The sequence below is a fragment of the Microbacterium schleiferi genome, assembly GCF_015565955.1.
Classification (GTDB): Bacteria; Actinomycetota; Actinomycetes; order Actinomycetales; family Microbacteriaceae; genus Microbacterium; species Microbacterium schleiferi_A.
This window is the reverse complement of sequence record NZ_CP064760.1, coordinates 1380306-1394007: the sequence shown is the minus strand read 5'-3', so window position 1 is coordinate 1394007 and position 13702 is coordinate 1380306. Positions and strand designations below refer to the sequence as shown.

Here is a 13702-nt window from a genome sequence, read left to right as displayed (position 1 = left end):
AGTCAGATATATGGTCGCGAATCCCCTCGATCCCGCCGGCGCCCGGGCCGAACTGCGGGCCTTCAACCGCACGGTCACCGAGCGCATCGGCATCCTCGAAGACCAGTACCTCGACCGCGGACGATCACTCGCTCTCGATCGGCTGCTCTGGGAGATCGGCGCAGACGGCGCGGAGGTGCGCGAGCTGCGAGCACGACTCGGATTGGACTCCGGGTACCTCAGCCGCATGCTGAGGGCACTCGAGAACGAAGGGCTCATCGTCACGACCACATCCGGAGACGATAGTCGCGTCCGACGTGCGGAGGTCACGGCTGCGGGCCGCGCCGAGATCGGCATCCTGGATCACCTGTCGGATGATCTGGCCGACGCGATCCTCCAACCGCTCACGCCGAACCAGCAACGCGACCTGCTGGCGGCTGCGGCGACGACCCGCCGCCTTCTCACGGCCTCCGCTATCGAGATCGCACCGGCAGATCCCGACGGTGCCGCGGCGCGCGACGCGATCGCGCAGTACTACGCCGTGCTCACGGAGCGGTTCGAGACCGCGTTCGATGCCACCACCACCCGGCCGGCGCCGGCGGAGGCTCTCAGACCGCCCGCCGGGCTCTTCCTCCTGGCAACCCTCAAGGGCACCGTCGTCGGATGCGTCGGCGTCAAGCTCCACCCGGATGGCGTCGGCGAGATCAAGCGGCTGTGGGTTGCGCCCGAAACGCGCGGGATGGGCCTCGGACGACGCTTGCTCACCGCCATCGAGGATGCCGCACGCGACGCCGGATCAACGGTCGCGCGTCTTGACACGAATCGCGCCCTCACCGAAGCGATCCAGCTCTACCGCTCCGCCGGCTACTCCGAAATCCCCGCGTTCAACGACGAACCCTACGCGCATCACTGGTTCGAGAAGCCCCTCACCGGTCAGCCGTCGACCACGCCGCGACCCACGCCTGCCGAGCGCGTGGGATTCATCGGTCTCGGGCTCATGGGAACCCCGATGGCCCGCCGGCTCCTGGACGCGGGAGTCCGGCTGACAGCATGGACGCGGTCACCGGCAGCGCTCCAGCCGATCGTGGATGCCGGCGCCGCGGCGGGAGCGTCACCGGAAGGAGTGTTCGCGGCATCCGACACCGTGATCGTGATGCTCCGGAACGCAGGCGCCATCGACGCGGTGCTGCGCGACGAAAGCGGAGCCATACACGCCTTCGTGGCGGGGCGCACCATCGTGAACACCGGGACGATCTCTCCGGCCGACTCGCTGAAACTCGCCGACGACATCGCCGCGGCGGGAGGAACCTACGTCGAAGCACCGGTATCGGGCTCGCGCGTACCCGCCGAGACCGGCACCCTCGTGGGGTTGCTGGCCGGGCCGCCGGATGCCGTCGAGCGGGTCCGCCAGCTCATCGGCCCCCTGTGCTCACGCGTCGAAGTCTGCGGCGAGGTTCCGGCGGCGCTGACGATGAAGCTCAGCGCCAACGTGTTCCTCGTCTCGCTCCTGGCGGGACTGGCGGAGTCCTTTCACTTCGCCGAGGCCCACAGCATGGATCTGAAGGTGCTGCGCAGCATCCTCGACGCCGGCCAAATGGCCTCGCCCCTGTCCCGCGTGAAGACCGACAAGCTGGTGCGCGGCGACATGACCCCGCAGGCTTCGATCGCCGACGTCCACGTGAATGCCGAGCTGATCCAGGATGCCGCTGCCGCCGCAGGAATCGCGTCGCCCCTGATCGACGCATGCGCGCAGCTGTTCGCCGGGGGCGTTGTCGCCGGCGACGGCGGACTGGATGCTGTCGCGATCGTGCGAACACTCGCGGGCCTGTCGCGCTGACCGCACAGACGAACTACGGCGCGGCCTCGACGAGACGGACGGACAGCAGGCGATCGTCGTTGCCGGAGGGTGATCCCCGCCCATCGGTGTTGTTGGTCAGCAGCAGCAGTTCGTCGCCGTCGACCACAGCGTCACGGATGCGACCGAGCTCCCCGATCCACAGCGGCTGCGGATCACCGATCAGCCCGCCGGCGTCGACGTCGAGCGTCCACACGCGCTGGCCGCGCAACGCCGCCACGAAAAGGGTGTTGCCGATGGCCGCCAATCCGCTGGGACTCGCCTCGTCGGTCGCCCAGGTGACGACGGGATCCTCGTAGGCGGAATCGCCCGCAGCGCCCTCGTGGATCGGCCAGCCGTAGTTGGCGCCGGGCACGATGCGGTTGATCTCGTCGACTTGGTCCTGCCCGAACTCGGTTGCCCACAGGGTTCCGTCATCGGTCCACGCCAGGCCTTGAACGTTGCGGTGGCCGAGCGAGTAGACAGCCGTCCCGAACGGATTGCCCGGCGCGGGCGCACCATCAGCGTCAAAGCGCAAGATCTTGCCCGCCAATGAGCCCGGGTCCTGGGACGCATCACGGATCCCGGCATCCCCCGTCGCGACGTACAAGTAGCCGTCAGGACCGAAAGCAATGCGCCCGCCATTGTGCGTGTTCGCCTTCGGGATGCCCTCGACGATGAGCTGCTCGCCGCCGAGTCGTCGTTCACCCGGAGCGCCCAGCAGCGGCATCCGGATAACCCGATTGCCATCCCAGCTCGTCAGATACGCGTAGAGCCACGTCTCGGCATCCGTTTCTCGCAGCGCAAGGCCCAGCAGGCCGCCTTCGCCGATCGCACTGACGCCCGAAACGCCGCCGATCGTGCGCGCCGACCCGCTCGCGTCGACCTCGGCGATCTCACCGCCACGCAGACTCACGATCCGCGTACCGTCAGCAAACGGCACCACCGACCATGGCACGCGCAGATTCGCTGCCACCGTCTTCGGCGCACTCGCCGTGCGCCACATCACCGGCATCGAGGATGGCCCGGGGGCGGGCGTTTCGCTCGCCGGCGCCGGAACACGGCTGCTCGTGAGTGGTTCCGGCGCGGATGCCGATTCCACACACGCGGTCAGGCTCAGCGCCGCGGCAAGCACCGCAGCACTGACCGTGCCACGAGCTGCCGCGGGGACCGTCATTCGGACGACGACGAGCGCGAGAAGACGGCGCGCAGCAGGAAGAACACGAAGAGGGCGACGACCGCGACGACCGCAAGTTTCACGATGAGCAGCGCAACGCCCCAGAGCAGTTCCACGAGAATCCATGCGATCACGATCGCCGCGATGACTCCGAGGATCGTCCAGAGAGTGCCTTTGTTCATGACTCCAGCGTACGGATGGCGGGACCGCCCCGGGCGACCGTTGAGATATCCAGCGACGCGTGACACAGCACAGCACGGCGGCCGCGCGAACGCTACGCTCGGGATCGAACGGGGGATCAATCATGTCAAACGACACACCGACGGGGCCCGAGAGCCCGGACACCCCGAGCGAGAACGCGGCGCCTCCGCCACCACCCGAGGGCGCTGCTCCCCGGCGTTCCCGCCCCTCCCGCTACCCCGCCGTCCGCGGGGAGCGGCCCCACGACCCCCACGTATGCGCCGCCGCCGGGGTATACGTCCGTCGCAGCACCGCCCGACACGCGACCGAAGACCCTGGCGATCGTTGCGATCGTGCTCGCTGGCATCGGACTGGTCATGGCGTTCGTGCCCTTCGTGAACTGGTTCGCCGGGCCCGTCCTGATTGCGGCGTTCATCGTGAGCCTGATCGCTCTGATCGGGAGAAAGCACGGCGGCACGGGCCTGAGCATTGCGGCGCTGGTGATCTCGGTCGTCGGGTGGATCGTCGCGTTCGTGATGATCCTGATCTCGTTCTTCTGGATCGGCGGCTTCGCGGCTCTTGTCGCGCCTGACCAAGCTCCGGTCACCGAGGCGACCTCCGTCCCGCCCCAGGACGATGAGCCGATGGATGACGCCGTCGTCGCAGAAGACATCGTCGTGCTCGAGACCGCTGTCGGCCAGTACGCGTCCGACCCGGGCTCCTGGTGGTACGTCGCCGTGATCGACAATCCGAACGAGGACTACATCTTCGATTACGCCAGCATCGACGTCGAGGCGATTGGCGCCGACGGCACAATCGTCGACGTCGCGAACGAGTACCGTGTGCTCCTCTCCGGCGAGACCGCCCTGGTCGGCGACTTCATCGGAGTCGGCGACGCCGAGATCGTCGATCTCAACATCGTCTTCCCCGGTGGCGCGGATGCCGTGTACTCGCCGTTCGTCGAGACCGGTGAGCTCACCCTGGGTGCTCTCAGCTCGTCATCCGACGGGGTGTCGACGACCGTCACGGGCACCGTCAGCGGAGACTTCGCAGAGGACCTGGAACTCGTGCAGATCACGGTCGTCGCCCGAGACCCGTCAGGACAGATCATCGGCGGCGCCTGGACCTACGTGGATGAGCTGCCGTCGGCCGGCACTGCCGTCCCCTTCGAGGCGATCTTCTGGGATCCGCTTCCCGAGGGCACCGTGTTCGAGGCGTACGCCTCCCTCTAGGAAGAGAGGGAGCGCGGGGCTGGCGCCAGAATGGATGCCATGATCCGTCGCGCCGCCCAGAAGACGCGCCAGCTCTCCACCGCCTCGCTGCGGCGACCTTCCCGCTGGCGTGCCCGCCGGAGTTGACCGCTGACGACCAGCGGGCGTTCATCGACGCGCACCTGAGCGAGGCATCCTTCCTCAGCTACCTTGCCGACACCCACCGCGTCGTGCTCGTCGACGAGATCGACGACGCACTCGTCGGCTACACGATGCTCGTTCTGGGCCCGCCGACGGATGCCGACGTCCGCCTCGCGCTGGACGAGGAGGATGCACGCCCCATCGCCGAGCTGTCGAAGTGTTACGTGCTTCCCACCGCGCACGGATCTGGCGTCGCACACCGCCTGCTCGACGCCACCATCGAGATCGCCGCGGCCTCTGGCGCGGAGCGGATGTGGCTCGGGGTCAACCATGCCAACGTCCGCGCTCAGCGCTTCTACCAGAAACACGGCTTTCACGCGGTCGGGACAAAACGCTTCCTCGTGGGAGCGCGGCTCGAGCATGACTTCGTGCTCGCGCGAGAGTTGTGACGCATCGCAGTACCCCGCTGACCCGGGTCTTTGCGTCCACACCGAGACACCGGCGCGGCGACGGCATGCCGCCGCGCCGGTGAGCGTCACCGTCTCGGTCTGGTCCTCACGACGCCCGCGGAACCGGATTCGCCGCGGCGAACAGGTCGGCCGGGTCGAACTGACGCTTGAGTGCGGACAGCTGCGGCGCGGAGTCCCCGAAACCCGCCGCGTTTTCGACGCCGCCGTCGACAAACGTGAGGGCGAGAGAGGAAGCGCGCCAGGACGACATCGCCTCGACCAGCCCGCGAGTGAGCGCCCGCGCAAGGTCGGCCATCTGCGGCTCGGGAATCATGCCGATCGCGGCGAGCAGGTACTCGCCGTCGAGTGACGTGATCGCACCGCCGCCGGACGGTCGCGCTGCCGCACCACCGAGGTGTCGCAACTCGGCCATCATCGGGCTCGGCGCCGACGCCGTGGACACGAACGCATTCACCGCCTCCGGGGTGAGCTCTGCCAACATTGCGTGGGCCGTTGCCGACGGCGTCGGCACGGGCGGGTCCATGTGCACCGCAATCAGCTCGGCGGCGGGAATCCGTCGGAACGTGTCGATTTCGGGAGCGAGGTTGCGCAGCGGTTGCAGGAGCGCGGCGGCATCAGCATCCGACTCGAGGATCGCCCCGTCGATCACCACGACCGAGCGGCCCCGCAGGAACGGCGGAAGCGCCGGGTCCGGCGGGAAGTGCAGGATGCGAAGCGCCGTTGTCGCCGACTCCGGCGCCGTCATCGTCCACTCGCGCCAGGCGTGCGAAACCCGCGCCGCGTGCGGGAGATCCCACAGCAGCATGCCGGCGAACACATCGGCGTACGGGAGCAGATCGATCTCCAGCGAGACGATCACACCGAACGCCCCTGACCCGCCGCGCACCGCCCAGAACAGCTCCGCGTTCTCCGTCGCGCTCGCCGTGACAAGACGGCCATCCGCCGTCACCATCGTCACGGAGCGTACGCTTCCCACAGCAAGGCCATGAGCGCGGGCGTAGAAGGAGAGGCCGCCGCTGAGCGTGTAGCCCACCACCGAGACGTCCCCGGCGCTGCCGTGCAACGCGGTGAGTCCCAGCGGCGCGGCCTCGGCGAGGACGTCATTCCAGTGACTTCCGCCCAACACTCGAGCGGTGCGGTTCTCAGCGTTGACGGTGACACCGCGCAGGCCGCCCATCCACAGCAGAATCGTCTGCGAGAGGTCGGTGTCGGCCAGAGCGCCGGCAGCATGACCGGTCGACTGCGGAGCCACGCGCAGTCCGGTGGCGACCGCGGCACGGACGATATCGACGACATCCTCGGCAGAGGTCGGCCGAGCAACGGCGAACGGCCGCTGATCGATGGCCAGGTTCCAGGGGCGGCGTACGGTGTCGTACTCCTCCTCGCCGGGGAGAACGACTCGACTGCCCAGAGCTGCGCGCAAATACTCGGCGGCAGCGAGCGGGTCGGAAACGGTCGGATCGGGTGATGTGAGAGTCATGATGCTGTCCTTCTGTGACGTGAAAGGCGGGTCGCTCGGCGCGCCCGGCTCACACAGTTTCTGCAGTGGACCAACCCCCGGACCATCCCAGATCAGCGGGGAGTTTTGACTCCCAGATATTCGCGGCGCCGGCATCCCAGACTTCTGGGATGGTGCGGTGGGACATCACGCGGCACACTGATCTCATGGCCACGACTTTGGCGCGCCAGCGGGCAAGCAGCGACATCGATGTCGTCTCGCGCGCCGGTCTTGCACTGCCGGAGTTTCTCGACGAGGCCACCACGACCCTGCAGCGGGTCGTCCCCTTCGTCGCCGCCTGCCTGTCGACCCTGGATCCCGCGACCGCCATGGTCTCGAGCACCCGGAAGTTCGCGGGGCTGGTGGGCCGGAACGACGACGACGTGATGTGGGCGCGCATCGAGTATGGACGTGACGATCCCACGTCGATCACGCGCATGGTGCGCACCGGCAAAGTCTCGGTCGGCGTTCATGAAGAACTCGGCGGAGATCTGGACCAATCCGTGCGCATGGCCGAGTTCATGGAACCGCGCTTCGGTTACCGCGACGAGGCTCGCGTGGTCTTCGCAGACCGTACGGGCGCCTGGGGTGCCATCTCTATGTTCCGCGGGGCCGACGAGGACCCGTTCTCACGATCTGAACTGGATTATCTCGCCGGGGTGGGGCCGGCTTTCACACGCGGCATCCGCGCCGGCCTCTTGGCTCAGGTGAACCGCCTGGACGTCGATCCCAGCCGGGGCCCGGCCGTCGTGATCATCGACGCGCGCGACCGCATCGCACAACTGAGCCCGGGAGCATCCGCGCAGTTGGCTCGTCTTGCGACGGTGCCAAACGCCGGCGATCCGTTCACGCTAGTGCAGGCCCTCGTCAGCGCTGCGCGCCGCTTCGCGAGCGGCGACGCCGACCGGATGCCGCGTCTTCGCGTCCGGACCGATGACGGCGTCTGGCTCGTGGTGCATGCCGCGCCGCTCGGCGGCAGAGAGGACCGGGCCGGCGACGTCGTGGTCACGATCGAGGAGGCGCGCCCCCAGGAGGTGATCGACATCGTCGCGGCGGCCTTCGGACTGACCGAACGCGAGCGGGATGTCTTCGCCCTCGTGCTGCGCGGGTCTGACACGAAAGACATCGCGTCATCGATCCATGTCTCCCCCTACACCGTGCAGGATCACCTGAAGTCGATCTTCGAGAAGGCGGGCGTGACCTCGCGTCGGGAGCTTGTGGCACGCGTCTACTTCGACCAGTACGCACCGCGCTGGGGTCAGGAACTCGCCGCGGATGGTTGGTTCGCTGGCTGAGACATCCCGCATCCATTCAGCGGAATAAATCCGCGCTCCCGGAGGTTGACTCAGACATGCAGCGATTCGGAACACTCTCGTTCGGTCACTACGGCCCGCTCGGCGGGGGACACATCCTCACCGCCCAGGACTCGATGCTTCAGGCGATCGACCTGGCGCAGGGCATGGATGACCTCGGCGTCAATGGCGCCTACTTCCGCGTGCACCACTTCGCGAGGCAGCAGTCCTCGCCCATGCCGCTGCTCGCCGCGATCGCTGCCCGCACGCAGCGCATCGAGGTCGGCACCGGCGTCATCGACATGCGCTATGAGAACCCGCTTTACCTCGCAGAGGAAGCGGCATCCGTCGATCTCATCAGCGACGGACGACTCGCGCTCGGAGTGAGCCGTGGTTCACCCGAGACCGTCGTGCGCGGCTACGAAGCCTTCGGCTACACCGGCTCGGAAGACCCGCGCGGCGCAGACATCGCTCGCGAGCACTTCGATCTGTTCCTGCGGGCAGTCGAGGGTGAGGGCCTTGCCGAGCGGGACGCGATGAGTCCCTTCGGCGGCGGTTCAGGCATGCAGCGCATCGAGCCGCACTCCCCCGGTCTTCGTTCGCGCATCTGGTGGGGCGCCGGAAACCGCGACTCCGCTGAGTGGGCAGGACGGATGGGTGTGAACCTCATGTCCTCGACCCTCCTGACCGAGGACCGTGGGTTGCCCTTCGACGAGCTGCAGGCCCAGCAGATCGATACGTTCCGCGAGGCATGGCGCGGTGCCGGCCACGCCGGCGAGCCGCGCGTATCGGTCAGCCGCAGCGTCTTCCCGATCACCACCGCCGAGGACGAGATGTACTTCGGCGGCCGGCAGGATGGCGACGGCGTCGGCTACATCGACGGGATGCGGTCCACGTTCGGCAAGACCTACGCAGGCGCCCCGGACGTCCTCGTCGAGCAGCTGCTCGCGGATGCCGCGGTGCAGTCGGCCGACACGCTTATGCTCACGATCCCCAGTCAGCTCGGCGTCGCGTTCAATCTCCGCATTGTCGAGGCGTTCGCCAAGCACGTCGCACCGGCGCTCGGCTGGACGTCGACGAGGGACAACGTCACGGCCTAGGCGACAGATCCGCCGACGGCTCAGCGGAGAGCAGCAGATTACGATCGCGATGTGATCCGCTTCGACGAGCCGTTGCCGTGTCGCCCGCGGCGCGTGCTCATCGCGGGAGTATCTGGGGTAGGCAAGCGAGCACATCATTCGCTGGGCATGGTCGACGCGGAACAACCTGAAGAACCTCGTTCCGGCTGTTGAGGCCGACGTCCCGCAACTCACGGTTGTGCGACTCCAGAGTCAACGGGAAGTCGATTCCTGGGTCGCGCGGCTGGGAGGTCTGAGCGGCTCCGCCTAGCATGCAGTCATGAGTTTCGGTCCGGCTACGACCCTGGAGAACGAGTTCGTCCGCCTCGAACCGCTGAGTGATTCGCACACCGGTGACCTCACGGAGGCTGTCAAGGAGGGTGAACTCTGGCGCGCGTGGCACACGAGTGTCCCAGCCCCCGATTCGATGGCGGATGCCGTGCGCTCCCGGCTCGCCGCCGGCGAGCGCGGCGAGATTGTGCCGTGGACGATCATCGATGTCACCAGCGGTCGTGCGATCGGGATGTCGTCATATCTGCACTTAGAGCCGGCGAACCGCCGGCTGGAGATCGGTTCCACGTGGATCGGGCGCGCCCACCCCGAGGTGGAGCCCGTCGCCGGTAAGGATGCTGACAGTGCGTCTCCTCGGATGGTCAGGATCACGGTGCGCGATACCGGGCCCGGTATCGCGCCGGAAGCCCTCGAACACGTGCTCGAACGCTTCTACCGCACTCCGGATGCCGAAAAGGTGCATACGCCCGGGACCGGTCTCGGCTTGGCTATCGCGCACGAACTCGCGCAGGCCAACGGCGGCCGGATCGAGATCCACTCCCCCGACCGCGACGGCGTCATCGCGACCTTGGTCGCACCCGCCGTCACGGCGGAAAGCAACGAGATCCCCCACACGGGGTCTGATCCATCGCTATACCGGCTGGCTACCTCGCAGGTCAGCGACGGTTTCGATCGGCGGCGCCCCGGGGCGGGTCGACCGAGACGTCAAGCGGGTCCAAACCCCGCAGCGAGGTCCACGTCAGCGCCTCACCCTTGGCCGCATGCTCGGAGGCGCGCACCGCTCGCTCATCAGCCCAGCTGTTGAGCCGATGTCCGCTGTGACCGCGGACGTGCTCGAGCACAACATCCGGCATCCCCGCTGCCCGCCGCGCATCGCGGGCAGCGATGAGCCGTTCGAGGATGTCACGATTGGCGACCGGTTTCTTCGCGCTGGTCACCCACCCGCGGCGCCGGTGTCCATCCATCCACGACGAGTACGTGTCGATCGCGTACTTCGAGTCTGCCTGGATCACGAGCTCCCGCACATTGGCGTGGTCGGCGATGGCGTAGAGGAGCCCAAGAAGCTCACCAATGTTGTTCGTGCCTTCCGGCAAGGATCCCGCAGCCCAGTTGCCGTCTTCCCCCACCCATGCCCACCCGGCAGGCCCCGGGTTGCCCTTGCAGGCCCCGTCGGTAGCGACGATATAGCGGTCGGTCGGATGCGGCTGCGTCGGTTGTGGCACGCCCTCCAGTCTCCCAGCCCTCGACCGTGCTCGCGTCTAAGCGGTGGCGTGCTCCAGGATCTCGACTGCCGTCTGGGCGCCGCGCTCTGCCGCAATGAGCGGCCCCAGCTCAGCGTTCGTTGCGGCGTACCGGCCCACCGCATCGAGAGCGTCACCCAGACTGCGGGCGGTGAGCGCGCGAGGCCGAACGGGCGGGGAGCCAGGCCCTGACGGTGCAGCACGGCACCCCAGAACGGCTGATCGGCAAAGAACGGGACGACGATCGAGGTGATGCCAGCCCGCGCCACGGCCTGAACGGTGCCGACGCCGCCGTGATGGACTGCGGCGACGACCTGCGGCAACACCGCCGCGTGCGAGACCGATGTGGTCACGAACACATCGTCTCCGCGCAGTTCGTCGGGTACGGCGATCCCACCGAGCCCCGTCGCGGCCAGCACACGCAGGCCGCGCTCCCGTGCCGCCGTGACGATCGCCGCGCCGAGACGCTCCGGTTCCGGGAAGACCATCGATCCGAACCCCGCGTACAGCACGTCGCCGCCGTCCACGAACTCCTGGAGCTCTGCCGGCACGGAGTTCCTCGTCCCGACGGGCGTGTCCCAGGATCCCGTCAACTGTGTCGTGTCGGGCCAATCCGCCGGGCGACGCAGCAGTCGCGGGCTGATCGGAACGAGCGAGGGTTGCGACCCCTCCGGCGCGGCTGACGCCGAGACGCCGAGCACATCCGCCGCTTCGGCGCGCTCGCGCCGGAAGAGCGCGGAAGCGCCCGCCGCAGCGCGGTACGTGAGCCGGTTGAACGGACCGAGCGAGCGCGAGACGGTGCCCGCGGCGGGAAACTCCCGCGTGGGCGTCAGGGCGGGTACGAGTTCGCCGAGATAGCCCGGAACCCCGAGGGCCCGCGCGACCAGGGGCCCCGAGAGGACCTTGGGGTGAAAGACCACGGCGTCGGGGCGCTCCTCGAGCGCGCGGCGCGCAGAGCCGACGATCACCTCACGCATGATCGGTCGTACGACCGTGTCCATCGAGCGCATCGCTGCCCAGGCTGACAGTCCCTGTGACTGGATGACGGCGCTGTAGTCGGCATCCAGTTCTCGCACGGTCAGATCCCGAAGATCAGCACCCGAGTTGCGGGGAACGATGAGCACAGCCTCGTGGCCGGCATCCTCGGCCGCCCGGGCGAGAGCGACGAAGGGCTCGACGTCCCCGCGCGAGCCTGCGGTCATCAGTGCCAGCTTCATGACGGACCCTCTCGATGATTGAACAGCTGTTCAATCATCGAGAATAGCGCGACTTCCGCCCGCGGTGAAGCGGATCGGGACTCACATGTTGTTCGTGCGGATGCCGAGACCGATAAATCTCAAGGCAAGCGCGGTCGGGGGCGGTGTCGAACCTACGACACTCGATCCCACTGCAGATCCACGGAGCCGCTCCCCGTCTCGTACGGCACCGTGAGGGTCGTCGAGGTGCATACGACCGCGCCGGGCGAACTGAGCATGGGACTGGACTCGATCAGGCCATTGGTCAGGTCCGCGACATCGAAAGCCTGACCGTTGAGTTGAGCGTCCACCGCAAGCGCACTGTCGGTCTCGGTCAGCACGAGTCGCCCACTCTCGATGCTCCACGATCCCGTGACCGCTCCGGTGACCACCGCACGCGGTTCTATCGAGACGGGACCTGCCGACACTGTCAGCACGAAACCGTAGTCGGGCGCGTATGCGTAGGTGCCCTCGGTATCGAGGGTCAAGCCGATCGTGCCGAAGGGCGCGATCTCGAGCTCGGGAATCGAGGCCGCAACAGCTCCGTAGAACGCCGTCACCTGCCCCTCGCCCAGAACCCATCGACCCGGCACACAATCGCCGAGAGCACCCGGCGCTCCGCCGCCCTCGGCCTCCGATCCACCACCATCGGTTCCCGATCCGTCAACGCCGTCGGCACCACCGGAGCCTCCCGCGGCATCGGCGGCAGCCGCGTCGAGGGTGGAGGTCGGTGTCGGCAACGGCGACCCCGCCCCGCATCCGCTCAGAATCGGCACGCTAGCCAGGATCAGGAGGGCTCCGGAGGTCGTGAACTTCGACACAAGAGACATGAGTACGAGCGTCGAGGAGGGACCCTGCCAGCGCAATGGGCAGTTGGTGCCCATTGCGCCGGAGCCCACCCCTCCCGAGACTCTTCTCGTCCCGCACTACCCCAGGAACGCCCCCTGTAGAAACGAGCCCGCCATGCATCGCCCCGCCTTCGTCACCACCACCATGATCCTCGCCGGGATCCTCCTCACCGGATGCGGGGCCTCAGCCGACCCGTCAGCCCCCGTGGAGAACGCGACGAACAGCGACGCAACTTCGGCGGACCAGAACTCCGGAGCGGCCGAAAACGCGGTCGAGCAGGACGAGCGCAGCGGGTCCTCGGTCGAGGTCGTCGCGTACCCCGAAGGATGGCCGTCCGACGTGCCCGTCCCGGCGTGCGATCTCGTGGTTGCAAGAACGTACAACAGCGGATTTCCGGCCTCGGGGGGAGCGGCGGCGCTCGAGTACGCCTGCGACGACGTCGAAGCCGAGGGGGCTGCGCTGCTCGATGTGCTGCGCGCTCAGTACACGACGACAGTCGATGGGGGCACCAGCGGCATCTTCGAGAACGATCAGTGGAATTTCCAGGTCGGATACGACGACGAGAAGATCACGTACGGCCTCGTCGCCAAGTAGCCGAGACGACTCGCTCGAGCCTCGCCCGTTCAGTGCTCAGACACTCCACTCAGGCCGAGTTCGGCAAGCACCTCGCGCAGTTCGTCGCGCGACGAGACGCCGAGCTTTCGGAATGCCGAGTGCAGCTGATTGCTGACGGTCGACTCAGAGAGGCCGAGTGCCTGGGCGATCTCCTTCGTCCGTGCGCGACTCGCCGCTCGCGACGCAACCTCGAGTTCGCGCCGCGACAAGAGCCGTCACTGCACGACGTGGATCCGTCGGGAGCTTCCGCGCCGCGAGCGTTGGCGCCCAGGCACCGAGCGGCACCCCGACAGTGCCGTCAATCCGATCACGGTGACGGTCTCAGCCGGCGACAACTGCTCAGTGAGCTGGCGCGCGAGCACGGACTTGCCGACGCCAGCGGGCCCGACCAAAGAGGCACCCTGCGATGGTGAGCCGACAAGACCATGCAGGAACTCTGCGAGCAGGTCGTCCCGGGGAACGATCGGCCAGGTCGGAGAGCGGCCGTTCGCAGGGCGCACTGAGCTCATGCCTCGTCGTCGGAGGCGCCCGCCCGGTGCGGGACGGATGCCGAGCGCACGCGCGCCGGGCA

General features: G+C 67.9%; 13 protein-coding genes and 1 pseudogene. 7 read left to right on the top strand and 7 right to left on the bottom strand.

All coding sequences use genetic code 11. From position 1 onward, the window contains the following. Window positions 1-10: 10 nt before the first annotated feature. Complete coding sequence (locus IT882_RS16420; protein ID WP_229382353.1) at window positions 11-1816, top strand: GNAT family N-acetyltransferase; 1806 nt, start codon at window positions 11-13, stop codon at window positions 1814-1816. Between the two features lie 13 nt (window positions 1817-1829). Here IT882_RS16420 and IT882_RS06625 read toward each other — a convergent pair whose 3' ends face one another. Both IT882_RS06625 and IT882_RS06620 read right to left on the bottom strand, forming a co-directional pair. After that, window positions 1830-2990: a PQQ-dependent sugar dehydrogenase gene (locus IT882_RS06625; RefSeq protein WP_195693675.1), complete on the bottom strand. Its 1161-nt coding sequence runs from the start codon at window positions 2988-2990 to the stop codon at window positions 1830-1832. After that, window positions 2987-3172, bottom strand: coding sequence for a hypothetical protein (locus IT882_RS06620; protein WP_195693674.1), 186 nt, complete (start codon window positions 3170-3172; stop codon window positions 2987-2989). The genes IT882_RS06625 and IT882_RS06620 overlap by 4 nt, the downstream gene beginning before the upstream one ends. A gap of 351 nt (window positions 3173-3523) precedes the next feature. On the opposite strand from IT882_RS06620, the gene IT882_RS06615 reads away from it, so the two are divergent. Further along, window positions 3524-4402 carry an FxLYD domain-containing protein gene (locus tag IT882_RS06615; RefSeq protein WP_195693673.1) on the top strand — a complete coding sequence of 293 codons (879 nt, stop codon included), beginning with the start codon at window positions 3524-3526 and terminating at the stop codon, window positions 4400-4402. Then, complete coding sequence (locus tag IT882_RS06610; RefSeq protein ID WP_195694158.1) at window positions 4351-4971, top strand: GNAT family N-acetyltransferase; 621 nt, start codon at window positions 4351-4353, stop codon at window positions 4969-4971. Before IT882_RS06615 ends, IT882_RS06610 begins: the two co-directional genes overlap by 52 nt. Before the next feature lie 106 nt (window positions 4972-5077). Here IT882_RS06610 and IT882_RS06605 read toward each other — a convergent pair whose 3' ends face one another. Beyond that, window positions 5078-6472, bottom strand: a complete 1395-nt coding sequence (locus IT882_RS06605) for an FAD-binding oxidoreductase (protein ID WP_195693672.1) — start codon at window positions 6470-6472, stop codon at window positions 5078-5080. Window positions 6473-6657: 185 nt separating this feature from the next. On the opposite strand from IT882_RS06605, the gene IT882_RS06600 reads away from it, so the two are divergent. From IT882_RS06600 to IT882_RS16415, 3 genes and pseudogenes are all read left to right on the top strand, one after another. Further along, window positions 6658-7785, top strand: a complete 1128-nt coding sequence (locus IT882_RS06600) for a helix-turn-helix transcriptional regulator (protein ID WP_195693671.1) — start codon at window positions 6658-6660, stop codon at window positions 7783-7785. Window positions 7786-7841: 56 nt separating this feature from the next. After that, window positions 7842-8882: an LLM class flavin-dependent oxidoreductase gene (locus IT882_RS06595; RefSeq protein WP_195693670.1), complete on the top strand. Its 1041-nt coding sequence runs from the start codon at window positions 7842-7844 to the stop codon at window positions 8880-8882. A gap of 298 nt (window positions 8883-9180) precedes the next feature. Beyond that, window positions 9181-9759: pseudogene (locus tag IT882_RS16415) on the top strand (GNAT family N-acetyltransferase); the annotation flags it as partial. A gap of 88 nt (window positions 9760-9847) precedes the next feature. Here the strand turns inward: IT882_RS16415 and IT882_RS06590 are convergent. Continuing rightward, window positions 9848-10414, bottom strand: coding sequence for a ribonuclease H family protein (locus tag IT882_RS06590; RefSeq protein WP_195693669.1), 567 nt, complete (start codon window positions 10412-10414; stop codon window positions 9848-9850). A 1387-nt stretch (window positions 10415-11801) separates the two neighbouring features. Next, window positions 11802-12497 carry a hypothetical protein gene (locus tag IT882_RS06585; protein ID WP_195693668.1) on the bottom strand — a complete coding sequence of 232 codons (696 nt, stop codon included), beginning with the start codon at window positions 12495-12497 and terminating at the stop codon, window positions 11802-11804. Window positions 12498-12630: 133 nt separating this feature from the next. On the opposite strand from IT882_RS06585, the gene IT882_RS06580 reads away from it, so the two are divergent. Next, complete coding sequence (locus IT882_RS06580; RefSeq protein ID WP_195693667.1) at window positions 12631-13110, top strand: hypothetical protein; 480 nt, start codon at window positions 12631-12633, stop codon at window positions 13108-13110. Between the two features lie 29 nt (window positions 13111-13139). Here the strand turns inward: IT882_RS06580 and IT882_RS06575 are convergent, their stop codons facing one another. Then, complete coding sequence (locus IT882_RS06575; protein WP_195693666.1) at window positions 13140-13340, bottom strand: response regulator transcription factor; 201 nt, start codon at window positions 13338-13340, stop codon at window positions 13140-13142. Window positions 13341-13346: 6 nt separating this feature from the next. Next, entirely contained in the window at window positions 13347-13640 is a 294-nt protein-coding gene (locus IT882_RS06570; RefSeq protein ID WP_195693665.1) for an ATP-binding protein, read from the bottom strand. Window positions 13641-13702 lie beyond the last annotated feature (62 nt).

Coding starts and splice junctions, on each gene's coding strand:
- IT882_RS16420 (WP_229382353.1), top strand. CDS start 11: ATGGTCGCGAATCCCCTCGATCCCGCCGGCGCCCGGGCCGAACTGCGG.
- IT882_RS06625 (WP_195693675.1), bottom strand. CDS start 2,990: ATGACGGTCCCCGCGGCAGCTCGTGGCACGGTCAGTGCTGCGGTGCTT.
- IT882_RS06620 (WP_195693674.1), bottom strand. CDS start 3,172: ATGAACAAAGGCACTCTCTGGACGATCCTCGGAGTCATCGCGGCGATC.
- IT882_RS06605 (WP_195693672.1), bottom strand. CDS start 6,472: ATGACTCTCACATCACCCGATCCGACCGTTTCCGACCCGCTCGCTGCC.
- IT882_RS06600 (WP_195693671.1), top strand. CDS start 6,658: ATGGCCACGACTTTGGCGCGCCAGCGGGCAAGCAGCGACATCGATGTC.
- IT882_RS06595 (WP_195693670.1), top strand. CDS start 7,842: ATGCAGCGATTCGGAACACTCTCGTTCGGTCACTACGGCCCGCTCGGC.
- IT882_RS06585 (WP_195693668.1), bottom strand. CDS start 12,497: ATGTCTCTTGTGTCGAAGTTCACGACCTCCGGAGCCCTCCTGATCCTG.
- IT882_RS06580 (WP_195693667.1), top strand. CDS start 12,631: ATGCATCGCCCCGCCTTCGTCACCACCACCATGATCCTCGCCGGGATC.
- IT882_RS06570 (WP_195693665.1), bottom strand. CDS start 13,640: ATGAGCTCAGTGCGCCCTGCGAACGGCCGCTCTCCGACCTGGCCGATC.